This window comes from Jeotgalicoccus nanhaiensis (assembly GCF_015235105.1).
GTDB lineage: Bacteria > Bacillota > Bacilli > Staphylococcales > Salinicoccaceae > Jeotgalicoccus > Jeotgalicoccus nanhaiensis.
In genome coordinates this window covers 52,090-75,322 of record NZ_JADGLW010000001.1, presented here as the reverse complement: position 1 = coordinate 75,322, position 23,233 = coordinate 52,090, and the positions used below count along the sequence as shown (strand labels likewise).

At 44.4% G+C, this 23,233-nt stretch carries 25 protein-coding genes; all 25 read left to right on the top strand.

Features of this window, described 5'->3' with window-relative positions; translation table 11 throughout:
- Positions 1-11: 11 nt before the first annotated feature.
- The 25 genes from ffh to rseP all read left to right on the top strand — a co-directional run bounded on the left by ffh (position 12) and on the right by rseP (position 23,232).
- Positions 12-1,358: a signal recognition particle protein gene (gene ffh, locus IR135_RS00330; protein WP_135095673.1), complete on the top strand. Its 1,347-nt coding sequence runs from the start codon at positions 12-14 to the stop codon at positions 1,356-1,358.
- 98 nt (positions 1,359-1,456) lie between these two features.
- Positions 1,457-1,732 (top strand): 30S ribosomal protein S16, encoded by a 276-nt coding sequence (rpsP, locus tag IR135_RS00325; protein WP_115885769.1) that lies wholly within the window; start codon positions 1,457-1,459, stop codon positions 1,730-1,732.
- 5 nt (positions 1,733-1,737) lie between these two features.
- Entirely contained in the window at positions 1,738-1,965 is a 228-nt protein-coding gene (locus IR135_RS00320) for a KH domain-containing protein (RefSeq protein ID WP_115885770.1), read from the top strand.
- Between the two features lie 49 nt (positions 1,966-2,014).
- Entirely contained in the window at positions 2,015-2,509 is a 495-nt protein-coding gene (gene rimM, locus IR135_RS00315; protein ID WP_135095665.1) for a ribosome maturation factor RimM, read from the top strand.
- A complete protein-coding gene (gene trmD, locus IR135_RS00310) occupies positions 2,509-3,180 on the top strand; it encodes a tRNA (guanosine(37)-N1)-methyltransferase TrmD (protein WP_115885772.1) in 672 nt (223 codons plus the stop codon). Before rimM ends, trmD begins: the two co-directional genes overlap by 1 nt.
- Before the next feature lie 141 nt (positions 3,181-3,321).
- A complete protein-coding gene (gene rplS / locus IR135_RS00305; protein ID WP_115885773.1) occupies positions 3,322-3,669 on the top strand; it encodes a 50S ribosomal protein L19 in 348 nt (115 codons plus the stop codon).
- Positions 3,670-3,812: 143 nt separating this feature from the next.
- Positions 3,813-4,787, top strand: a complete 975-nt coding sequence (locus tag IR135_RS00300; protein ID WP_135095663.1) for a nuclease-related domain-containing protein — start codon at positions 3,813-3,815, stop codon at positions 4,785-4,787.
- Positions 4,788-5,033: 246 nt separating this feature from the next.
- Entirely contained in the window at positions 5,034-5,891 is an 858-nt protein-coding gene (gene ylqF / locus IR135_RS00295; protein ID WP_135095661.1) for a ribosome biogenesis GTPase YlqF, read from the top strand.
- Between the two features lie 4 nt (positions 5,892-5,895).
- Positions 5,896-6,654 carry a ribonuclease HII gene (locus tag IR135_RS00290; RefSeq protein WP_135095659.1) on the top strand — a complete coding sequence of 253 codons (759 nt, stop codon included), beginning with the start codon at positions 5,896-5,898 and terminating at the stop codon, positions 6,652-6,654.
- Positions 6,655-6,861: 207 nt separating this feature from the next.
- Positions 6,862-8,031: an ADP-forming succinate--CoA ligase subunit beta gene (gene sucC / locus IR135_RS00285; RefSeq protein ID WP_115885777.1), complete on the top strand. Its 1,170-nt coding sequence runs from the start codon at positions 6,862-6,864 to the stop codon at positions 8,029-8,031.
- A gap of 17 nt (positions 8,032-8,048) precedes the next feature.
- Entirely contained in the window at positions 8,049-8,957 is a 909-nt protein-coding gene (sucD, locus tag IR135_RS00280) for a succinate--CoA ligase subunit alpha (protein ID WP_115885778.1), read from the top strand.
- 157 nt (positions 8,958-9,114) lie between these two features.
- On the top strand, positions 9,115-9,903 hold the full coding sequence (gene dprA, locus IR135_RS00275; RefSeq protein WP_135095657.1) for a DNA-processing protein DprA: 789 nt from the start codon (positions 9,115-9,117) through the stop codon (positions 9,901-9,903).
- A 109-nt stretch (positions 9,904-10,012) separates the two neighbouring features.
- Positions 10,013-12,082, top strand: coding sequence for a type I DNA topoisomerase (gene topA, locus IR135_RS00270; protein WP_135095655.1), 2,070 nt, complete (start codon positions 10,013-10,015; stop codon positions 12,080-12,082).
- Between the two features lie 226 nt (positions 12,083-12,308).
- Positions 12,309-13,187, top strand: a complete 879-nt coding sequence (gene xerA / locus IR135_RS00265; protein ID WP_318272228.1) for a site-specific tyrosine recombinase/integron integrase — start codon at positions 12,309-12,311, stop codon at positions 13,185-13,187.
- Positions 13,188-13,192: 5 nt separating this feature from the next.
- Positions 13,193-13,720: an HslVU peptidase proteolytic subunit gene (hslV, locus tag IR135_RS00260; RefSeq protein WP_135095653.1), complete on the top strand. Its 528-nt coding sequence runs from the start codon at positions 13,193-13,195 to the stop codon at positions 13,718-13,720.
- A gap of 15 nt (positions 13,721-13,735) precedes the next feature.
- Positions 13,736-15,115 (top strand): ATP-dependent protease ATPase subunit HslU, encoded by a 1,380-nt coding sequence (gene hslU, locus IR135_RS00255; protein WP_135095651.1) that lies wholly within the window; start codon positions 13,736-13,738, stop codon positions 15,113-15,115.
- 21 nt (positions 15,116-15,136) lie between these two features.
- Entirely contained in the window at positions 15,137-15,907 is a 771-nt protein-coding gene (codY, locus tag IR135_RS00250) for a GTP-sensing pleiotropic transcriptional regulator CodY (RefSeq protein WP_115885784.1), read from the top strand.
- 148 nt (positions 15,908-16,055) lie between these two features.
- Entirely contained in the window at positions 16,056-16,826 is a 771-nt protein-coding gene (rpsB, locus tag IR135_RS00245) for a 30S ribosomal protein S2 (protein ID WP_115885785.1), read from the top strand.
- Positions 16,827-16,898: 72 nt separating this feature from the next.
- Positions 16,899-17,777 carry a translation elongation factor Ts gene (gene tsf / locus IR135_RS00240; protein ID WP_115885786.1) on the top strand — a complete coding sequence of 293 codons (879 nt, stop codon included), beginning with the start codon at positions 16,899-16,901 and terminating at the stop codon, positions 17,775-17,777.
- Positions 17,778-17,846: 69 nt separating this feature from the next.
- Positions 17,847-18,572 (top strand): UMP kinase, encoded by a 726-nt coding sequence (gene pyrH / locus IR135_RS00235; RefSeq protein ID WP_135096323.1) that lies wholly within the window; start codon positions 17,847-17,849, stop codon positions 18,570-18,572.
- Between the two features lie 14 nt (positions 18,573-18,586).
- A complete protein-coding gene (gene frr / locus IR135_RS00230; RefSeq protein WP_115885788.1) occupies positions 18,587-19,144 on the top strand; it encodes a ribosome recycling factor in 558 nt (185 codons plus the stop codon).
- Positions 19,145-19,263: 119 nt separating this feature from the next.
- A complete protein-coding gene (locus IR135_RS00225) occupies positions 19,264-20,025 on the top strand; it encodes an isoprenyl transferase (RefSeq protein WP_135095649.1) in 762 nt (253 codons plus the stop codon).
- Positions 20,015-20,800 (top strand): phosphatidate cytidylyltransferase, encoded by a 786-nt coding sequence (locus IR135_RS00220; protein WP_115885790.1) that lies wholly within the window; start codon positions 20,015-20,017, stop codon positions 20,798-20,800. The genes IR135_RS00225 and IR135_RS00220 overlap by 11 nt, the downstream gene beginning before the upstream one ends.
- An 18-nt stretch (positions 20,801-20,818) precedes the next feature.
- Positions 20,819-21,943 carry a 1-deoxy-D-xylulose-5-phosphate reductoisomerase gene (gene dxr / locus IR135_RS00215; RefSeq protein ID WP_135096321.1) on the top strand — a complete coding sequence of 375 codons (1,125 nt, stop codon included), beginning with the start codon at positions 20,819-20,821 and terminating at the stop codon, positions 21,941-21,943.
- Positions 21,944-21,948: 5 nt separating this feature from the next.
- Entirely contained in the window at positions 21,949-23,232 is a 1,284-nt protein-coding gene (gene rseP / locus IR135_RS00210; protein WP_135095647.1) for an RIP metalloprotease RseP, read from the top strand.
- Position 23,233 lies beyond the last annotated feature (1 nt).

Below are 23,233 nucleotides of genomic sequence, written 5' to 3'. Positions count from 1 at the left end.
AGGACGGCACTATGGCTTTTGAAGGTCTTGGAGAACGTCTGCAGTCCACGATGGACCGCATTAAAGGGAAAGGTAAAGTAACGGAGTCCGACGTTAAATTAATGATGCGCGAAGTGCGCCTCGCACTGCTTGAAGCGGACGTTAACTTTAAAGTCGTGAAGCAGTTCGTGAACGATGTTAAAGAACGCGCGCTCGGCTCGGCTGTTATGCAGAGCTTAACACCCGGCCAGCAGGTCATTAAAATCGTTCAGGAAGAGTTAACATCGCTCATGGGCGGAGAAAATCAGAAAATTAATCTCGCGCAGAAACCGCCGACAGTTATTATGATGGTCGGCCTGCAGGGTGCGGGTAAAACGACAACAGCAGGGAAGCTTGCTTTGCACCTGCGTAAAAAACACAATAAGCGCCCGCTCTTAGTAGCGGGGGATATTTACCGTCCGGCAGCGATTGATCAGCTGGAGACGGTCGGAAAACAAATCGATATTCCTGTCTTCGCTCTCGGCGATCAGGTAAAACCTGAGGAAATTACAGAAAAAGCGCTGCAGCACGCGAAAGAAGAACATCTCGATACGGTGATTATCGATACGGCAGGCCGTCTGCACATCGATGAAGCACTGATGAATGAGCTGAAAAATGTTAAAGAACTGTCGAAGCCGGATGAAATTATGCTCGTCGTCGATGCGATGACGGGACAGGATGCCGTAAATGTCGCAGAAAGATTTAACGAGCTGCTCGATATTACAGGCGTGACGCTGACGAAGCTCGACGGCGATACGCGCGGCGGGGCAGCACTGTCTATCCGCTCCGTTACTGAGAAACCGATTAAGTTTGTCGGGGTGTCCGAGAAAATGGATGGGCTCGAAGCCTTCCACCCGGAACGTATGGCCTCCCGCATACTCGGCATGGGCGATGTATTGTCCATTATTGAAAAAGCACAGGGCAACGTTAATGAAGATGAGCAGAAGGCGCTTGAGAAAAAACTGAAGGACTCGAGTTTTACACTCGACGACTTTTTGAGCCAGATGGACCAGGTGAAAACTTTGGGACCGCTGGATGATCTCTTAAAAATGATGCCAGGTGCAAACAAAATTAAAGGACTCGATAAAATGCAGTTCTCAGGCAAGGAAATCGACCATGTACAGGCGATTATCCGTTCGATGACACTCGATGAGCGCGAAAACCCTGAAAAACTGAACGCCAGCCGCAAAAAGCGTATCGCTAAAGGTTCCGGCCGTTCACTGCAGGAAATCAACCGTCTCTTAAAACAGTTTAATGAAATGAAGAAAATGATGAAACAGATGACGAGCGGCAAAAAGAAAGGCCGAAACCCGTTCGGCGGCATGGGTCTGCCATTCTAAAAGTAAAATACACATGTAAAGAAAAAACTCTTTACATGTGTATTCTTGTTTGTTATGATAAGTAAGTCGAAAAGAAGTAGAGAGAGGAGTTTTCACACATGGCAGTAAAAATTAGATTAACTCGTATGGGTTCTAAAAGAAATCCTTACTACCGTATCGTAGTTGCAGATGCACGCAGCCCGAGAGATGGTAGAATCATCGAACAAATCGGTTCATATAACCCGGTTTCTAAATCTGAAGATAACGTTGTCCTAGACAGCGAAAAAGCGTTAGAGTGGTTGCAGAATGGTGCTAAACCAAGCGACACTGTACGTAACATCTTCAGTGACAAAGGTATCATGGAACAGTTCCACAATGCTAAATTCGGGAAATAATTCCGATGGACAAATTACTTCAAACAATTCTTGAACCGATGCTGGATTATCCGGAAGAACTCGTTATTAACCGTGACGAGACGCCGCATAAAGTTTCGTATAAAATAAGCGTGCACGAATCAGATGTCGGGCGAATAATCGGCCGCGGCGGCCGGTTTATTAAAGCGCTCCGCATCGTTGTTTCAAACGCTGACAGAGACGCGTCAAAGAAAGTGTTTGTTGATTTGCATTAAGACACACTTTAACAGTGTGTCTTTTTATTCTTTATAAGAGGTGTTCATCTTGCGAATTAAAATTGGTAAACTGGTAAATTTCCACGGTGTCGGCGGCGAAGTTAAAATATTGAGCGACTCCGATTTTCTGGATGAACGTTTTCAAGCGGGCAAGACGGTGGAAATCGGCGGTAAAGTACTGACGATTGCAAGCTACCGCACGCATAAGAACTTCCATCTGCTGAAGTTTGAAGGGGTGTCGAATATGAACGACATTCTCGACTTAAAAGGCAAGGATGTTTTTATCGAAGAAAACGAAGAAGATCTCAAGCTTGAAGAGAACGAGTATCACGTTCGTGACATCGTCGGTCTGACGGTTATTAATCTCGATAATAATACCGAGCTCGGTAAAATTTCTGAAGTGATGTTCACCGGAGCAAACGACGTCTGGGTCATAGAAGGCGAACGCGAATATTTAATTCCGTACATCGAACAGGTCGTTAAAACGGTCGATCTCGACCGCGGGCTTGTTGAAATTACACCACTCGAAGGATTGTTGGATTAATGAATATATACTATTTAACATTGTTTCCGGACATGTACGAAGGTGTCCTCGGAGCATCTATTTTAAAACGCGCCAAAGACAAAGGCATCGTTGATTATCATATGGTTAACTTCCGTGATTTTTCAAACGATAAACATAACAAAGTCGATGATTATCCATATGGCGGCGGGGCAGGCATGGTTTTAAAACCGGAACCTGTCTTCAACGCTATGGACAGTCTGGATATCGGCGATAACAAGCGCGTTATTTTAATGTGCCCGCAGGGCAGGCCGTTTGACCAGAAACTCGCTGAAGAGCTGGCTGAAGAAGACAACATTGTCTTTATCAACGGCCACTATGAAGGTTACGATGAGCGGATTCGTTCGCTCGTTACCGATGAAGTATCCATCGGTGATTATGTTTTAACAGGCGGCGAGCTCGCATCGATGACAATGACTGATGCAATTGTCCGTCTGATTCCGGATGTGCTGAGCAATGAAGCAAGCCATCAGGAAGATTCATTCTCGACGGGTATGCTTGAACATCCGCATTACACCCGCCCGAGAGAATACCGCGGCATGAAAGTGCCGGATGTGCTCTTGTCCGGAAATCATAAACTGATTGAAGAATGGCGCCATGAAGAAAGTCTGAAACGCACAAAGGAACGCCGTCCGGATCTCCTGGACGGATAAAGTTCAGTTTTATTTTAAAACATATTGAATGACCATAGTTTGTATGGTAATATTATACGAGTGTAAATACACGTAAATATCACAATCATCCGCTGCCAAAGCAATTCGGGCAAGATAATTGGAAGAAGGAGAAGATATATTATGTCACAGGAATTATTAAATTCTATCGTTAAAGACCAGTTGAAAACTGATATCCCTGAATTTAAAGCAGGAGATACAGTTAAAGTTCACGTTCGTATCGTAGAGGGAGACCGCGAAAGAATCCAGCTTTTCGAAGGTGTTGTAATCAAACGCCGCGGAGGCGGAATTTCAGAAACTTTCACTGTACGTAAAATTTCTTACGGTGTTGGTGTTGAGCGTACATTCCCTGTACACACGCCTAAAATCGAGAAAATCGACGTTGTCCGCCGTGGACGCGTACGTCGTGCTAAACTTTACTACCTGCGCAACCTGCGCGGTAAAGCTGCCCGCATCAGAGAAATCCGATAAGGCACTTTATCATACCCGGACCAGTTTGGTCCGGGTATTTTTTTGCTTAGTTTTAATGTTAACTAAAGTTAAGCAATGTTGTATTATGCTGTCGGGCCGTTGTATAAATGAAGTAGCAAATTTACTTTGTGGAGGCGGTGCAAATGTTTTTGACTGACCGGAAAGATCCGGAAGAACTGCTGTTCTATCAGGCTTTGTCAAGGTGGCGAGGACTCGATAAAAATTCTGAGGAACATTTATGGAGACTTCGGCGCGGCGCTGCCGGCGAGCGCACCTATGATTTACTGTTTGACGAGGCGGGGCACAGTAATTTATATGTTTTCCGTGATTTATATTTACAGATTGAAGGATCTGTCACCCAGTACGACACTTTAATCGTTAGTGAGTCCGGTATTACCGTTAACGAAATTAAAAATTTTTCAGGCGATTACCGGGTGGAAGGGACAACCTGGTACAGAGGGGATTACGCTCTCCCGGACGACGCGCTCAGCCAGCTCAGGCGCGCTGTTGGAAAGCTTTTGAGGTTGAAACGGGCCGTATCTTTTGAGTTTGAAGTGTCCGGAAAACTGGTTTTCCCTCATGAAGAATTCAGGCTTTCCGGAGGGGAAGGAAGTCTCTTTCAGCACCTTGTGATGCGCTATGACATGCGCCGTTATTTCCGGAGTTTTGAAAATGAATACAGCGGCGGCTGCGCTTCTGAACTTGCAGATGTGATTGAGCGTCACATCGTGCCGAATCCTTATTTTAAACTCCGCGTCGAATTCGATATGGTCAGGCAGGGACTATACTGCGGCGGGTGCGGGAGCTTTAGGCTGGAAAAACAAAGTTTTCATCATCTATGCCTCAGCTGCGGCTCCCGGGAAAGCAACGAAACTCATCTAGTGCGGGCTATCAGCGATTTTAAATATTTATTTGGAGATTTGGAGATGACCAGCCGGAGGATGATGGGGTTTATGGGGGGAGCTGTTAACGTGCGCACCCTCCAGAGAATTTTGAATAAGTACTGTGATGCTGCAGGCAGATATAAATCAAGTAATTATATATTTAAGTACTATGATTTTACTGAAGCGATGAAAAAAGAGCAGAATACCCGTAAATATAAAGATTATCTTAACTGATAAGATATTTATTGGATTTGTCGGACACCGTAGATTTGACAGTGTCCGATAACGGGATTTGTCGGACACCGTGGCTTTGATAGTGTCCGATAACAGGATTTGTCGGACACCGTGGCTTTGACAGTGTCTGACAAAACCCAATCCTCCTCACATCCCGCCCAAAATCATGATAAAATACAAGAGGAATAAACAAAACACAAGAAAATCAAATTTTAAAAATAACAATACAGAAAGGGGCAACCGAAGATGTCAATTAACTGGTTCCCGGGGCATATGGCGAAGGCGCGCCGCCAGATTGAAGAGAGTTTGAAGAAGGTGGACGTCGTTATAGAAATACTGGACGCGCGCATTCCCTATGCTTCCAAAAATCCGATGCTCGATCACGTCATCGGTGATAAGCCGAGAGTGGTTGTACTGAATAAGAAAGATATGGCGAATAACAAGGAAACGGATCGCTGGATTAACCGCCTGAAGGCTGAAGGAGTTTATCCTATAGCGCTGAACGGTAAGGAGCCGAACGTGTTGAAGAAAATTGAAAACACAGTCGTTGAAGCGACGAAAGAAATCTTTGAACGCATGGAGCGTAAAGGCATTAATCCGCGTGCGATCAGAGCAATGATTGTCGGAATTCCGAACGTTGGCAAATCCACGATTATTAATAATATAGCAAAACGAAAAGTGGCGAAAACCGGCAACACGCCGGGCGTGACGAAAGCGCAGCAGTGGATTAAGGCGGGAACTAAGATGGAACTGCTCGACACTCCGGGTGTGCTTTGGCCGAAATTCGAAGACGAGTCAATCGGACAGAAACTGTCGCTGACGGGTGCAATTAAGGATAACGTCGTGAACCTCGACGACATTGCGATCTTTGCCCTTAAATTCATGCAGGAGCATCACCTTGATGCGCTCAAACAGTTTTACAATATTAACATCGATGAAAACACCGAAATCGTGGAAATTTTTGATGCAATCGGCCAGTCGCGCGGCTTTAAAATGAGCGGCAATGAAATCGACTACGAGCGCGTGACAGAAAGAGTTATCTACGATACACGCGATGCTAAAATCGGGCGTTTTACCTTCGACCTCGCAGAGAGTGCGGAATGATTATATGAAGATAAGCGATATTAAACTCGAAATTGACAAGATAAAAACCCTGGCAGATTTAACTGCCTCGCCTTTTCACGAAGACGAACGAAAAGGTGTACAGAGCGCGCTTAACAGAAGGGCGCGCCTCCTCCAAAAAGAAAGGGCGCTCCTGGAGCATTACGACACGATGATGCGCCATGAAAACGAGCATCCCGCTGCCAGTCTCGCGGGTGTCGATGAAGCAGGGCGCGGACCGCTTGCGGGCGACGTGGTAGCTGCGGCTGTGATTCTGCCGGATGATTATAAAATAATCGGCCTCGATGACTCTAAAAAAGTACCTGAGTCAAAGAGGCTTGCTCTGCGCGAAGAAATTATGGAGCACGCTGAGTACGGTATCGGCATTGCGACAGCGGCGGAAATCGATAAGCACAATATTTATGAGGCGACGAAAATTGCCATGCAGCGCGCGATTGATAATCTTCCGCGGACGCCTGATCATTTACTGATCGATGCGATGACGCTCGGCAATAATATTCCGCAGACCTCGCTTATAAAAGGTGATGCGGTCTCCAATTCAATTGCAGCCGCTTCGATAATCGCAAAGACAACTCGTGACTTAATGATGGCAGAATACGAGGATGAATATCCGGATTACGGCTTTTTGAAGCATAAGGGCTACGGCACAAAAGCGCATCTTGAAGCTTTGCATAAATACGGGGCAACACCTATCCACAGAAAAACTTTTGAACCGGTAAAAAGTATGACCAGCGGACAAATTTAAGTATGAAAATTCACAAACTTTTAATAGCAAAAAAGTATATTCTTACGGTTTCGAATCATATTTTCTGCAACTTGTGATTTATTTTTCAAACTTTCTTAAAATAACAATAATTTGTTTCATTAGTTACCAGTTACACGTTTACATTCAACGATGGGTTTCCTATAATTGAGTATGTAAGCTTTATTAAAAAGTCTTAGGAGGAAAATCATGAATATCCATGAGTATCAAGGAAAAGAAATTTTTCGCTCAATGGGTGTAAACGTACCTAAAGGTGACGTTGCTCTTACACCAGAAGAAGCAGTTGAAGTTGCAAAAACACTTGATTCAGATGTCTACGTTGTCAAAGCTCAAATCCACGCAGGTGGCCGTGGTAAAGCAGGCGGCGTTAAGATAGCAAAATCTGTCGATGAGGTTAAAGAATATGCCGAAGAACTGTTAGGCAAAGTCTTAGTTACTCATCAGAACGGTCCGGACGGGACTGAAATCAAACGTCTTCTGATTGAAGAAGGCTGCGATATCGACAGCGAATACTACTTAGGTTTCGTAATTGACCGCGCGACGAACCGCGTAACATTAATGGGTTCTGAAGAAGGCGGAACTGAAATCGAAGAAGTGGCAGAAGCAACTCCTGAAAAGATTTTTAAAGAAGTGATTGACCCTGCAGTAGGTCTTCTGCCTTTCCAGGCTAAGAGACTTGCTTTCAATATTAATATTCCAACAGCATCAGTAAACAAAGCAGCTAAATTAATGCTTTCTTTATACGATGTGTTTATCGAAAAAGATGCAGCAATTATGGAAATCAACCCGCTTGTTACGACAGGCGACGGCGAAGTTATTGCGCTTGACGCGAAAGTTAACTTCGATGCGAACGCTTTATACAGAAACAAAGATATCGTTGAATTACGCGACTTCGATGAAGAAGATGAAAAAGAAATCGAAGCTTCAAAACACGATTTAGCATACATCGCCTTAGAAGGTAACATCGGCTGTATGGTTAACGGTGCCGGACTTGCTATGGCAACGATGGATACGATTAACCACTTCGGCGGAAAACCTGCCAACTTCCTCGACGTAGGGGGCGGCGCGACTGCTGAGAAAGTTACTGAAGCGTTCAAACTTATTTTAAGCGATAAAGCAGTAGAAGGAATCTTTGTAAACATTTTCGGCGGCATTATGAAGTGTGACGTTATCGCTGAAGGTGTCGTTGAGGCTGTCAATAATGTCGGTCTTGAAATACCTCTTGTAGTGCGTTTGGAAGGTACAAACGTTAAAGAAGGTAAACAAATTCTTGCAGATTCAGGTCTTGCAATCACACCGGCAGGCACAATGGCTGAAGGTGCTCAGAAGATCATCGCTGCTGTAAACGAAAATAAATAATAACGGAGGAATATATTGTGGCTGTATTTGTAGATAAAAATACTAAAGTAATTGTACAGGGTATTACCGGTTCAACAGCACTATTCCACACGAAGCAGATGCTTGAGTACGGTACTCAGATTGTTGCTGGTGTGACACCTGGTAAAGGCGGACAAGATGTTGAAGGCGTTCCTGTATTCAACACTGTAGAAGAAGCTAAAAAAGAAACTGGCGCAACTGTATCGGTAGTTTACGTGCCGGCTCCATTCGCAGCGGACTCAATCATGGAAGCTGCAGATGCTGAGCTTGACCTCGTAATTTGTATTACCGAGCACATCCCGGTACTCGACATGGTTAAAGTTGTACGTTATTTAGAAGATAAAAACACGCGTCTTATCGGACCGAACTGTCCGGGTGTTATTACTGCCGATGAAACTAAGATCGGTATTATGCCCGGCTATATCCACAAAAAAGGACACGTCGGTGTTGTATCACGCTCAGGGACGTTAACTTATGAAGCAGTTCACCAGTTAACACAGGAAGGTGTCGGCCAGACATCTGCTGTCGGTATCGGCGGAGACCCTGTTAACGGAACGAACTTTATCGATGTATTAAAAGAATTCAACGAAGATCCTGAAACTTACGCTGTAGTAATGATTGGGGAAATCGGCGGTACTGCTGAAGAAGAAGCGGCAGAGTGGGTTCGCGATAACATGACTAAACCTGTTGTCGGCTTCATCGGCGGACAGACTGCACCTCCAGGGAAACGCATGGGCCATGCCGGTGCGATTATTTCAGGCGGTAAAGGGACAGCTGATGAAAAAATCCGTATTATGAACGAATGCGGAATTGAAACAGCTGCAACACCTTCTGAAATTGGTGAAACGCTTATCGAGCGCATCAAAAAAGAAGACGGGCTTTACGAAAAATGCCTGACTGTAAAATAAATGAAATATAACTCAGCTAAGTGAGTGAATCAGACGGTAATCCGCATGGATTATCGTCTTTTTTTGTCTTTTTCTGGAAGGTTTTGTCGGCAAAATGATATCTGAAATTCCTGAGAAACATCTATAATATAAGTATCGGAATAACAGGGGGATGTTTATGGATTTACTATTGCTGAGTTTTGCAGGGGTCACTGCTAAAGAATATTTGACACTCTTAAATAAGAGCTGGATTTCGCCTGAATTAAAAAAGAAAATTAACTATGCAGGGTCGCTCGACAGAAAGAAAATTATAGCTCGTCTCGACAGGGATAACATCGGCTATCTTACGCATGAGCACGGGCTTTATCCGGCATTGCTGAAAGAAATTTATGATTTTCCCTACATATTATATTACCGGGGGAATGCTGCTCTTTTAAAGGAAGAGATGCTCGGGGTCGTCGGGAGCAGAAAGGCGACCGCCTATACCAGAAAATCTCTCGAGCTCCTCTTGCCGTCTTTAAAAAACATTGCTATTATATCAGGACTTGCCTACGGGGCAGATGAAGCGGCCCACCGGACAGCACTTTCACATAACATAAAGACAATCGGTGTGCTCGCCTTCGGTCATAATACGCATTATCCGAAAACGACGGCGGGCATCCGCACTGAAATGGAGAAAAACCATCTGACCATCAGCGAATATCCGCCGGATACTCCAATTCAAAAATGGCAGTTTGTGGCCAGAAACAGAATTATTGCCGGGTGCGCCCGCGGTGTGCTGGTGACTGAAGCGGAAGAAAAAAGCGGCAGTCTTATTACGCTCGAAATGGCGCTCGATGAGAACCGGAACGCTTACTGCCTGCCGGGAAGCATTACTTCAGCGCTGTCTAAAGGCACCAACTTGCGCCTGAAAGAAGGTGCAACTATCGTCACGGAAGCAGAGGATATACAGAGTGATTTCGTCTGAATTCCGGAACGCTGAATATTATAATAAATCGATTTTTATTGACAAAGTAAAATTTAACTGTGTATCATTTGGACTTGTATAGATTAAAAGTAAATTAGGAGGCAGCAGAGTGGCAGACAATTTAGTTATCGTAGAATCACCTGCGAAAGCAAAGACGATTGAAAAGTACCTCGGTAAACGATATAAAGTAATTGCTTCCATGGGACACGTGAGAGATCTTCCGCGCAGTCAGACTGGAATTGATACAGAAAATAATTACGAACCTAAATATATTACGATACGGGGTAAAGGCCCGTTATTGAAAGAATTGAAAAAAGAAGCAAAAAAAGCGAAAAAAGTATTTCTCGCAAGTGACCCCGATAGGGAAGGGGAAGCAATTGCCTGGCATTTAAGCCATGCGCTCGGACCGGACAATGATTATTACCGCGTAGTTTTCAATGAAATTACAAAGGACGCGGTGAAGGAAAGTTTTAAAACACCAGCAGAAATCGATATGCAGCTGGTAGATGCCCAGCAGGCCCGTCGCATACTCGACCGTCTGGTAGGTTACAATATTTCGCCTGTATTATGGAAGAAAGTGAAAAAAGGATTATCGGCGGGACGTGTGCAGTCAGTGGCACTGAAGCTGATTATCGACCGTGAAAATGAAATCCGTAAATTCGTTCCGGAAGAATACTGGTCTATCGAAGGAACATTTAAAACAGGGCGTTCGAAATTTACAGGTAAATTCAATAAGCTTGAGAAAGACAAGCAGAAGACCAAACTAAAAACTAAAGACGATGTCGATAAAGTATTAAATCAGCTGAAAGGCAACGACTTCCACATCGATTCCGTAGAGAAAAAAGAGAAGAAACGCTATCCGGCACAGCCGTTTACAACATCTTCTCTCCAGCAGGAAGCGGCGCGCAAACTGAATTTTAAAGCGCGTAAAACGATGATGCTTGCCCAGCAGCTCTATGAAGGTATCGATATTAAAAAAGAAGGTACGGTCGGTCTGATTACTTATATGAGAACGGACTCGACGCGTATTTCGAATACTGCCAAAGATGAAGCTTACGATTTAATTGAATCAGCCTACGGCAAAGAATTTACCGGAACACAGAAATCATCGAACAAAGCGGCAGCCCAGGATGCACACGAAGCAGTACGCCCGACATCGGCAAACCGCACACCGGATAATATGAAACAGTACTTAAGCCGCGACCAGCACCGTCTGTATAAACTGATCTGGGATCGCTTTATAGCGAGCCAGATGGCACCGGCAATACTGGATACTGTTAAAATTGATTTAAGTAACAACGGCGTGCTCTTTAGAAGCACGGGCCAGACGATTAAATTTAAAGGGTTTATGCAAATTTATATTGAAGGTTCGGATGACGAAGAAGATGATTTAAACAGCAAACTTCCCGAAATGAACGAAGGCGAGACAGTGACATCTGAAAAAATTGAGCCGGCCCAGCACTTTACGCAGCCGCCGCCGAGATTTACCGAAGCGCGTCTCGTTAAAACGCTTGAAGAATCGGGAATCGGACGTCCGTCAACATACGCACCGACAATCGATACGATTCAAAAACGCAACTATGTCCGCATGGACCAGAAGCGTTTTATCCCGACAGAAATCGGTGAAATTGTAAACGAGCAGGTCGTGGAATATTTCCCGGACATTATCGATATTGCGTTTACACGCAATATGGAGGAAAGTCTCGACTCGGTCGCTGAAGGCGATAAAGAATGGCGCGAAGTGATCGATGAGTTCTACAAAGGATTCAGTCCGCAGGTGGAACGCGCGGAAGAAGAGATGGAAAAAATTGAAATTAAAGATGAACCGGTCGGAGAAGACTGTGAGAAATGCGGATCTCCGATGGTTTATAAAATGGGTCGCTACGGCAAATTCATGGCATGCTCGAATTTCCCTGACTGCCGCAACACCAAAGCAATCGTTAAGGAAATCGGCGTTAAATGCCCGACTTGTAAAGAAGGGGAAGTTGTCGAACGCAAATCGAAGAGAAACAGAATCTTCTACGGCTGCGAACGCTACCCTGAATGTGACTTCGTCTCATGGGACCGTCCTATCGGACGCGACTGCCCGAAATGCGAACACTATCTGGTCGAAACGAAGAAAGGCAAAAAAGCGCAGGTTAAATGTACGAACTGCGATTACACAGAAGACGCAAGCTAAGAGTGAACCGCCCGCGTGGGCGGTTTTTTGCTGTTGGCGCTAATGTAAGCGCCTTTATTGTCTTCCATTTCGACAGAATTATAAATATTTGTACAATTAAGTGCAATTTCTTTAAAAATGGTTTAAAATAGCTAATGTTGTTTATTTATGGACAGGTGACTATTGTATTGCTTGGATAAATAATTTAAATTATGATAAAATTCAGACAAAGAATGAGGTGGTTGAAATTTACGTTAATGATTTCCTGCGTATGCTCAAGTATCAGCGTAATTTTTCAGATCATTCTATAAAAAGTTATGATCATGATATTCATGAGTTCATAACTTTTTTAAAGAGAGAAAGTTTATCGGTTCCATCGTTTAAATATATGGATGCAAGAAACTATCTGGCAATGCTGTATGAACGCAATTTAAAAAAATCAACGGTATCGAGGAAAATATCGACGCTCCGAAGCTACTATAATTATTTGGCTGACAGGGAATGCGTCGATATAAATCCGTTTACGGCACTGCCTTTTCCGAAGAAGGAAGCTGTACTTCCGGATTTCATGTATCCGAACGAAATCGAAGCGCTGTTTGGCAGCCTGGATGAGAATCATAAAATGTACGAACGGGATCTCGCAATACTGGAGCTGCTCTATGCGACAGGTATGCGGGCGGGCGAAATGATCGGCCTCCGGCTGCAGGATATTGATTTCACTGTGCAGATTGTCCGGGTACTCGGCAAAGGACGCAAATGGCGGGTCGTCCCGTTTCATGACCGCGCAGCGGCGGCGCTTCGAAACTATGCGGAAATATACAGCGAAGATATACTTAAGAATGATGCAATGTGGGTAAACCATAGAGGGGGACCGCTCACAGTCCGCGGACTCCGGCATATTATCGATATGACGGTCAAGCGGAGCGCACTTCATTTAGACATTCACCCGCATACTTTCAGGCATACATTTGCAACGCATTTACTGAACAACGGAGCAGATTTACGGGCGGTGCAGGATTTGCTCGGCCACGAGTCTTTATCGACGACACAGCGGTATACGCATGTGACGACAGAACAGCTTAAAAAGACTTATTTAAATGCACACCCCAGTAATAAGAAGAGGTGACATGAATGACGACGATATTCGCGATCAGACATAATGACAAAATGGCGATTGCAGGCGACGGCCAGGTAACACTCGGCAATCAGGTTGTGATGAAGCATACAGCTAAAAAAGTCCGCCGGCTCTTTAACGACCAGGTTGTAGCAGGTTTTGCGGGCAGTGTGGCAGATGCTTTTACGCTGTTTGAGAAATTTGAAGCAAATCTGCACGAGTACAACGGCAATTTGCAGCGTGCTGCAGTTGAACTGGCTAAGGAGTGGCGGGGCGATAAAATGCTCCGGCAGCTGGAAGCCATGCTGATTGTAATGGATAAAAGTGATCTGCTGCTCGTTTCCGGCACCGGTGAAGTCATCGAACCGGATGACGGCATTCTCGCAATCGGCTCCGGCGGCAACTATGCTCTCGCAGCAGGACGCGCCATGAAAAAATACGGTGCTGATTTAAGTGCCGAAACGATTGCTTATGACAGTCTTAAACTGGCAAGCGAAATTTGCGTATTTACAAACGACAATATAATAGTAGAAACAATCGATTAAGGAAGCGTGAGATAAATGCCAAACACTAATCTTTCTCCAAGAGAAATTACAGCACGTCTCGACGAAAGTATTATTGGACAGAATGAAGCGAAGCGGAAAGTTGCGATTGCTATGCGCAACCGTTACAGAAGAATGCTGCTCGACGATGAATTAAAAGAGGAAGTTATTCCGAAAAATATTCTGATGATCGGGCCGACTGGTGTCGGTAAAACAGAGATTGCGAGACGCATAGCGAAAATTACAGGCAGTCCGTATACGAAAGTCGAAGCGACGAAGTACACGGAAGTCGGCTATGTCGGCCGCGACGTTGAGTCGATGGTCCGGGATCTCGTTGACAGCGCCGTCCGCATGGTCAAAGAAGCGAAGAAAAAAGAAGTTGCTGAAGATGCGGAAAACCTGGCTAACGAACGTCTGACAGGCCTGCTCGCTCCGGGACGTAAAAAACAGAAACAGACGGGCTCAAATCCGTTTGAAATGTTTATGAACCAGCAGGGCGAGGAAGAAGAAATTGAAGAAGTCGATGACTCTGTCCGCCTGAAACGCCGCGATATTAAAAGCCAGCTGCTCGCGGGCAAACTCGAGGACGAGAAAGTAACGATTGAAGTTGCGGAAAGTTCGAACCAGCTCGGCATGATGATGCCGGGCATGGATAACAACGGCATGGGCGACATGCTGCAGAACTTAATGCCGAAGAAAAAACACAAGCGGACGATGACGGTTAAAAAAGCCCGTCAGTACTTAATCGATGAAGAGGCTGAAAAGCTGATTGATATCGATAATGTAAACGACGAAGCGATAGAGCTCGCGGAAACAACAGGTATTATTTTTATCGACGAAATTGATAAGATAGCGAAGAGCAGCCAGAACTCGGGAGACGTGTCGAGAGAAGGCGTGCAGCGCGATATTTTACCGATTGTCGAAGGGTCAACGGTGCAGACTAAATACGGTTCGATAAAAACAGACTATATTTTATTCATCGGGGCGGGCGCCTTCCACGTGGCGAAACCAAGTGATTTAATACCTGAGCTGCAGGGGCGTTTCCCGCTCCGCGTCGAGCTGAACAAATTAACGGCGGACGATTTCGAACGTATCTTAAAAGAACCGAAGAACTCCCTGCTCGAACAGTACGAAGCGCTGCTTAAGACAGAAGACGTATCCGTATCATTTACGGATGAAGCGGTCCAGGCGCTTGCTGAAATTGCCTACAAAGTAAACTCCGAGACAGACGATATCGGTGCGCGGAGACTGCATACGATTTTAGAAACGCTGCTTGAGGAACTCTTGTTCGAAGCGAGCAATATGCAGGGCGCGCACGTTGAAATTACGAAGCAGTATGTCGATTCAAAACTGGACCATATTTCTACAGACAAAGATTTAAGCGAATTTATTTTATAATTTAACAGGAGTGAAATAACCATGCCAAGTTTATTACAGAAAACACGTGAGATTAACAATTTAATTCAAGGAAGTTCAAACATTAAAGTAGACTTCGAAGAAGTAGCGGATAAATTAAGTCGTATTCTGGAGTGTAATACTTTTATCGTATCAAAGAGAGGTAAACTGCTCGGTATCGGTGTTGTTCAGACAATCGAAAACGAACGCATCGTCGATATGCTGGATAACAGACAATTCCCGGACTATTACGTTAACCAGATTATGCGTATTACAGAAACCCGCGAAAACATCGCTTTTGAAGATGACTTAACAATCTTCCCGGCTGAAGATCCTTACCAGGATTCAGAAACATGCATCGTGCCGATTTACGGCGGAGGCAACCGTTTAGGCACACTGGTTCTTGGACGGAGAGAAAATAAATTCTCAGAAGACGATCTCGTTCTTGCAGAATATGCTGGTACAGTGGTCGGCATGGAAATCCTCCGCGAGAAAAATGAAGAAGTTGAACAGAAAGCACGCGATAAAGCGAGCATTGCCATGGCAATCCGTTCTCTGTCGTATTCAGAGCGCGAAGCAATCGAACACATTTTTGATGAGCTTGATGCAGATGAAGGACTGCTCGTTGCTTCTAAAGTTGCAGACCGTGTCGGCATTACGCGTTCGGTTATCGTTAACGCACTCCGTAAACTTGAAAGTGCAGGCGTAATCGAATCCCGTTCACTCGGTATGAAAGGAACGTTTATCAAAGTTAAAAAAGAAGACTTCCTTCCGGAGCTCCGCAAAGAAAGCTAAACTTGCAGAGAAGGAATATATATGATATAGTATTAATCGGTCAAAAGACCAAATACGCACAGCAGAGTAAGGGATTAACCGGTGCCTGTTTACAGGTGGTTATTCAGCACGATGCTGGAGGTATAAACCAATTAGGAGGAAACAAATCATGGCAGTAATTACTATGAAACAATTGCTTGAAGCAGGTGTGCATTTCGGACACCAGACACGCCGCTGGAACCCTAAGATGAGCAAATACATCTTCACGGAACGTAACGGCATCTACATTATCGACCTGCAAAAAACAGTTAAAAAAGTTGCAGAGGCTTACGACTTCGTTAAGTCAATCTCTGAAGAAGGCGGACAGGTTCTGTTTGTCGGTACTAAAAAACAAGCTCAGGACGCTATCAAAGAAGAAGCGGAACGTGCTGGACAGCTTTACGTTAACCAGCGCTGGTTAGGCGGTATCTTAACTAACTACCAGACGATTAACAAACGCATCAAGAGAATTTCTGAAATTGAAAAAATGGAAGCTGACGGAACTTTCGACGTTCTTCCTAAAAAAGAAGTTGTTGAACTGCGTAAAGAATACGCACGCTTAAACAAATTCTTAGGCGGTATCCGCGACATGAAGAAAATGCCTAGCGCTATTTTCATCGTTGACCCTCGTAAAGAGCGCAACGCGATTGCAGAAGCTAAAAAATTAGGAATTCCTATCGTAGCAATGGTCGACACTAACTGTGACCCTGACGAAATCGACTACGTAATCCCGGCTAACGACGACGCTATCCGCGCAGTCAGACTGATGACAAGCAAAATGGCGGATGCTGTTTTAGAAGGTCAGCGCGGTATTTCAGACGAAGAAGTAGCAGCAGAACAAAATATCGACTTAAAAGAAGAAGATGCTTCAGCTGAAACTACAGAAGAAAACGCGCAATAATTAATTGAGAATTCAGGTGATAAGCGTAATACTTATCACCTTTTTTACAACAATTATATGGAGGACTGAACAATGGCTATTTCAGCAAAATTAGTTAAAGAACTACGTGAAAAAACAGGCGCAGGCATGATGGACTGTAAAAAAGCGCTTATCGAAACTGATGGAGACATCGACAAAGCAGTCGATTACCTCCGTGAAAACGGTATTGCAAAAGCAGCTAAAAAAGCTGACCGTATCGCTGCAGAAGGTGCTGTTTACATCACTTCTGAAGGAAACGAAGCGGTAATCGTTGAAATCAACTCTGAAACAGACTTCGTTGCACGTAACGAAGCATTCCAGACACTTGTTAAAAGAATCGCTTCACACATCCTTGCAACTAAACCTGCAGATGTAGAAGCTTTATACAGCTCTGAACTTGATGGTGAAACTGTAACTTCAATTATGAACAACGCAGTTGCAACTATCGGAGAGAAATTAAACATCAGACGTTTTGCAGTTGAAACCAAAACTGACAATGACGCTTTCGGCCAGTACATGCACATGGGCGGACGCATCGGCGTATTAACAGTTGTAGAAGGTACTACTGACGAAACAGTTGCGAAAGATGTTGCTATGCACGCTGCAGCATTAAACCCTAAATACGTTTCACGCGACGAAGTAGATCAGGCTGAACTTGATCACGAGCGCGATGTTCTGCGTCAGCAGGCATTAAATGAAGGTAAACCTGAAAAAATCGTCGACAAGATGGTTGAAGGAAGAATCCGCAAGTATTTAGAAGAAATCTGCATCGTGGATCAGCCGTTTGTTAAAGACTCTGATCAGACAGTACAGCAGTACTTAGAGTCTAAAAATGCATCAATCCGCACTTTCGTCCGTTACGAACTTGGTGAAGGTATTGAAAAACGCGAAGAAAACTTTGCTGACGAAGTATTAGGACAAGTTAAAAAATAAATTGCTTAAAAAGACACTTCGGTGTCTTTTTTTCTAAGTAATAAATTCGAAGGAAAAGGATTGAAAAACATGGCTGAATCTTCTAAATTTACACGCATCGTGTTAAAGCTCAGCGGGGAAGCACTTGCTGGCGACGATGGTTTCGGAATTAATCCGGTTGTCATTAAAAATATTGCTTCCCAAGTTTCGGAAGCGCAAAAATTAGGCGTTGAAATGGCGATTATCGTCGGCGGCGGCAATATCTGGCGCGGCAAGATCGGCAGCGACCTCGGGATGGACCGCGGCACTGCAGATTACATGGGAATGCTTGCAACAGTTATGAACTCACTGGCACTGCAGGACAGTTTAGAGCAGCTCGGTCATGAAACGAGAGTGCTGACATCAATTGAAATGAAACAGGTCGCTGAACCTTATATAAGAAGACGTGCGATCCGCCACCTTGAAAAAGGGCGTATTGTTATCTTTGCAGCAGGTATCGGCAACCCGTACTTCTCAACAGATACAACAGCAGCACTCCGTGCGGCGGAAATTGAAGCAGATGTTATTCTGATGGGCAAAAATAACGTAGACGGTGTTTATTCTGCAGATCCGAAACACGATTCGTCAGCTGTTAAGTATGAAAAGCTGACTTATATTGAAATGCTACAGGAAAATCTGCAGGTAATGGATGCTACAGCATCATCGTTCTGTATGGACAATGACATCCCGCTTGTGGTATTTTCAATTACAGAAGAAGGTAATATTAAGCGTGCCGTTTCAGGAGAAACTATCGGTACGACTATTACAAAGCAATAGGAGAAGATATTAATATGAGTGAATCCGTTTTGAAAACAACTGAAGACAAAATGAAGAAATCAATCGACAGCCTGAGCCGTGAACTCGCTTCAATCCGTACAGGCGCTGCAAACTCAAGTATGCTGGACCGTGTTCATGTTGACTATTACGGTGCACCGACACCGCTGAATCAGCTGGCAAGCATCAGCGTGCCTGAAGCGCGTATGCTGGTTGTTCAGCCTTACGATAAAAGCTCTGTTGACGATGTTTTGAAAGCAATTCAAAAAGCGGACCTCGGGGTCAATCCGACAAGTGACGGCACCCTGATTCGTATTACCGTTCCTCAGCTGACTGAAGAACGCCGGAAGGAATTCGTTAAAGATGCACGCAAAGAAGGCGAAACTGCTAAAGTCGCAATCCGCAACGTCCGCCGTGATTCAAATGACGAATTGAAAGCATCAGAAAAGTCCGGAGATATTTCAGAAGACGAACTGAGAAATATGACGGACGACGTTCAGAAACTGACAGATAAGTACATCGCAGAAGTGGATGCAATGTGCGACGCTAAAGAAAAAGATATTCTCGAAGTTTAATCTTAGAAACAGGTAAGGGGACTTACCTGTTTTTTTATTATATAACTATGTTAAAATAAAATAATTGAAGAAGTATATTAAAATTTATTACAGATACATATTTGGCACGGAGGATCGTCATGTTTAAAGCGACTAAAGATAAATCTCTGACTGAGAGACCACTACCGGAACATATTGCGATTATTATGGATGGCAACGGCAGATACGCGAAATTGCGCAGTATGCCCCGTATAAAAGGTCATTACGAAGGAATGCAGAATGTAAAACGCATCGTGAGACATGCTGCAGATATAAAACTTAAGTATTTAACGCTCTATGCGTTTTCAACAGAAAACTGGTCCCGTCCAAAGAGCGAAGTGAACTATCTGCTAAAGCTTCCGACCGATTTTCTCAGCACGTTTTTACCGGAACTGATTGAAAAAAATGTGGTTGTGAAAACAATTGGAGATTTCGAGGCACTGCCGAAGCACACGCGTAAAGCAGTCCAGACCGCAATTGATAAAACAGCGGACAACACCGGACTCACACTCGTCTTTGCTCTGAACTACGGCGGACGCGACGAACTGATCGGGGCAGTAAAAGAAATGATGAGTGATGTTCTCGCAGGCACACTTGATGCTGAAGCTCTCGACAGTAAGACTTTCGATGATTATTTAATGACTAAAGATATGCCGGACCCTGAAATGATTATTAGAACTTCAGGCGAATACCGGCTGAGTAATTTCTTATTATGGCAGGCCTCCTACAGCGAACTGTTCTTTTCACATACGCTGTGGCCAGAATTCTCAACTGAAGAAATGGATGAGCTGATACTTCAGTATCAAAAGAGAGACCGGCGTTTTGGAGGCTTAAATGAGGAGGATGTAATAGATGAAGACTAGAACGATAACTGCAGTCATTGCACTGCTGTTATTTTTGCCGATTGTAATAATCGGCTCATGGCCGCTGTTAATTTTAGTCTACCTCATGGCGATTACGGGGCTTTACGAAATTTTAAAGATGAACCGGATTCACATCGTTTCACTGCCGGGTATTTTATCTTTAATTGCTCTCTGCATGGTATTAATTCCGCAGGAATCCTTTTCACCGGCAATCGCTGATTTCCAGCTGGAAATTATCGTGGCGCTGGCACTTATTATGCTGTCGACGACAGTAGTGTCAAAAAACAGATTTACCTTTGTTGATATGGGTTTCTGCGTCCTTGCAGTTGCTTATATCGGCATCGGCTTCATGTACTTTTTTGAGACGCGGGAATCCGGCCTGATTTATATTTTATATGCACTCCTCATCGTCTGGCTGACGGATACGGGAGCTTATCTGTTCGGAAAAGCATTCGGCAGAAGAAAATTGTGGCCGCAGATCAGTCCGAACAAGACGATAGAAGGGTCGCTCGGCGGCACCCTCGTATCGGTGCTTATACCGGTGGTTTTCGTCTTCACAGGCCTGATGGAAGGTTCGCTGTGGCTCTTAATTCCGTTTACTATCGTTCTCAGCATCTTCGGGCAGATGGGAGACCTCGTGGAATCCGCTTTGAAACGTCACTTTGACGTCAAAGACTCAGGCACATTTTTACCGGGACACGGCGGTATACTAGACCGCTTTGACAGTTTCATCTTCGTACTGCCCCTGATGAACATCTTACCGATCATTTCATAATAACAGGTGAATACTATGATAAAAACCATTTCTATACTCGGTGTTACAGGTTCTATCGGGACCCAGGCACTGGATATCATTAAAAAAAATCCGGAACATTTTAAACTCGGTGCAATTTCTGCCGGCCGCAATTTAGCTAAGCTGAATGAAATTTTAACAGACTTTCATCCGCCTTTAGTATCGGTGCAAGACAGAGATGCTCTTAAAGAACTGCAAAGTAAATATCCGCATGTAGAATTTACTTCCGGGGAAGAAGGTCTTCTTGCAGTTGCTGAATTTAACAGCGACCTGCTCTTAACAGCAATACTTGGAAGTGTGGGCTTAAGGTCGACACTTGCTGCTATCGACGCAGGAACTGATATTGCTCTTGCAAACAAAGAAACTCTAGTTGCAGCTGGCGATCTTGTGATGGAGCGCGCACGTGAAAAGAATGTGCAGATTATTCCTGTCGATTCAGAGCATTCGGCTCTGTTTCAATGTTTAAAAGGCGAAAATGAAAAGGAAATCAGCAGCTTGATTATTACGGCAAGCGGCGGTTCCTTCAGAGATCTTTCGCGCGATGAACTCGGCAGCGTCACTTTAAAAGATGCCTTAAATCACCCGAACTGGTCGATGGGACAGAAGATTACAATCGATTCTGCCACCATGATGAATAAAGGTTTTGAAGTTATCGAAGCAAAACATTTATTCGACGTCGAAGTTTCAGAGATTAAAACATTGCTGCATAAGGAAAGCATCATTCATTCGATGGTGGAATTTATCGATAACAGTATTATGGCGCAGCTTGGCAACTCCGATATGAGAACGGCTATCCAGTACGCCTTTACGCATCCAGAGAGAATTCACAAAGATAATCCGCTGTCTCTCAGTGAATTATCACAGCTTAACTTCAAACCAATGGATTTTGACCGCTTTAAAATGTTAAAATTCGCTTATGATGCGCTCGAAGCAGGCGGTACACTGCCGACGGTAATGAACGCTGCGAATGAATACGCAGTCGGAGAATTTTTACAGGGCAGAATTAAGTTTTTGGAAATTGAAGAAATCGTTGAAGCCCGCATGCTGCAGCACGAGAATATTCAAAATCCCGACCTTGAAACGATACTGAGCCTTGACGCGCGCTATAAATCAAATATGAGGTGAAGTAAGTGACAGGAATTTTAGCATTTATAGTCGTTTTCGGTGTGCTTGTAACCGTACATGAATTCGGTCATATGTTCTTTGCAAAACGTGCAGGAATTATGTGTCCGGAATTTGCCATCGGTATGGGACCGAAAATCTTTTCATATAAATACAACGATACGCAGTACACGGTGCGTCTGTTGCCAATCGGCGGATACGTGCGGATGGCTTCAAAAGATATGGAAGTTAATCCGCTGAATGCCGGTATGCGCATCAATATTAAATTAAACCAGAACGATGAAATTACACACATCTTATTAGATGATAAACACAATTTCCAGCATGTCGAAGAGATTGAAGTCGTCGACAGCGACATCTCTGAACGGATGTACGTCACCGGATTAAAACTGAATGACAACAGTGAAGCGACTTATTATTTCAGCGATGAATGCTACTTCGTTGAAAACTCGGAGCTCGAACGTATCGCACCCTTGTCCGGCAGATTTGAAAGTAAGAGTGTCTGGCAGCGTTTCTTAACGCTGTTTGCCGGACCGCTTTTTAATTTCCTGCTCGCTTTTGTTTTATTTACTATCCTGTTTTACATCCAGGGAAAACCGGTTGATGAGCCGATTGTCGGTACGGTTATGGAAGATACGCCTGCTGCGGAAATTAATCTGGAAGAAGGCGACCGCATCCGTTCCATCGACGGTACAGAAGTCGACAGCTGGAGCCATATGACCCAGCTGATTCAAGAAGGCGAAGGCAATCCTCAGGAACTGATGATTGAATCCGGAGAAGAATCGCGGACGGCAACGCTCGAACCGACGGTTGAATCGACGGAATTGCCTGACGGCACTGTGCAGGAACGTCTTATCATCGGTGTCGGCAGAGACTTTGAAGACGGCGTGATTGCCCCCGTATGGTGGGGAATCGAAGAAACTGTGTCCAGCATGTCACTCATCTTTGAACTCGTCGTCAATATGATCGGCACGATTTTTGCCGGCACCTTCAGTTTTGATATGCTGAACGGCCCGGTTGGTATTTATAAAGTAACGGAAACAGTCGCATCACAGGGCATTTTAGTGCTGATGAACTTTACTGCGCTGCTCAGTGTGAATTTAGGTATAATGAACTTACTGCCGATTCCGGCACTCGACGGCGGAAGAATTTTATTCGTGCTCTATGAAGGAATTTTCAGACGTCCGCTGAACCGCAAAGTGGAATTGAACATACAGTTAATCGGCGTATTATTCGTCTTAGTCATCATGGTGCTCGTCACCTGGAACGACATTAAAACATTTTTCTTATAGG

Bases quoted from the DNA above. Each gene is read 5' to 3' on its own strand.
- ylqF (WP_135095661.1), top strand. From the start codon at position 5,034: ATGTCAATTAACTGGTTCCCGGGGCATATGGCGAAGGCGCGCCGCCAG.
- hslU (WP_135095651.1), top strand. From the start codon at position 13,736: ATGCCAAACACTAATCTTTCTCCAAGAGAAATTACAGCACGTCTCGAC.
- pyrH (WP_135096323.1), top strand. From the start codon at position 17,847: ATGGCTGAATCTTCTAAATTTACACGCATCGTGTTAAAGCTCAGCGGG.
- IR135_RS00290 (WP_135095659.1), top strand. From the start codon at position 5,896: ATGAAGATAAGCGATATTAAACTCGAAATTGACAAGATAAAAACCCTG.
- IR135_RS00225 (WP_135095649.1), top strand. From the start codon at position 19,264: ATGTTTAAAGCGACTAAAGATAAATCTCTGACTGAGAGACCACTACCG.
- codY (WP_115885784.1), top strand. From the start codon at position 15,137: ATGCCAAGTTTATTACAGAAAACACGTGAGATTAACAATTTAATTCAA.
- rplS (WP_115885773.1), top strand. From the start codon at position 3,322: ATGTCACAGGAATTATTAAATTCTATCGTTAAAGACCAGTTGAAAACT.
- IR135_RS00220 (WP_115885790.1), top strand. From the start codon at position 20,015: ATGAAGACTAGAACGATAACTGCAGTCATTGCACTGCTGTTATTTTTG.
- tsf (WP_115885786.1), top strand. From the start codon at position 16,899: ATGGCTATTTCAGCAAAATTAGTTAAAGAACTACGTGAAAAAACAGGC.
- IR135_RS00320 (WP_115885770.1), top strand. From the start codon at position 1,738: ATGGACAAATTACTTCAAACAATTCTTGAACCGATGCTGGATTATCCG.
- dprA (WP_135095657.1), top strand. From the start codon at position 9,115: ATGGATTTACTATTGCTGAGTTTTGCAGGGGTCACTGCTAAAGAATAT.
- sucC (WP_115885777.1), top strand. From the start codon at position 6,862: ATGAATATCCATGAGTATCAAGGAAAAGAAATTTTTCGCTCAATGGGT.
- rpsP (WP_115885769.1), top strand. From the start codon at position 1,457: ATGGCAGTAAAAATTAGATTAACTCGTATGGGTTCTAAAAGAAATCCT.
- hslV (WP_135095653.1), top strand. From the start codon at position 13,193: ATGACGACGATATTCGCGATCAGACATAATGACAAAATGGCGATTGCA.
- ffh (WP_135095673.1), top strand. From the start codon at position 12: ATGGCTTTTGAAGGTCTTGGAGAACGTCTGCAGTCCACGATGGACCGC.
- IR135_RS00300 (WP_135095663.1), top strand. From the start codon at position 3,813: ATGTTTTTGACTGACCGGAAAGATCCGGAAGAACTGCTGTTCTATCAG.
- trmD (WP_115885772.1), top strand. From the start codon at position 2,509: ATGAATATATACTATTTAACATTGTTTCCGGACATGTACGAAGGTGTC.
- rpsB (WP_115885785.1), top strand. From the start codon at position 16,056: ATGGCAGTAATTACTATGAAACAATTGCTTGAAGCAGGTGTGCATTTC.
- frr (WP_115885788.1), top strand. From the start codon at position 18,587: ATGAGTGAATCCGTTTTGAAAACAACTGAAGACAAAATGAAGAAATCA.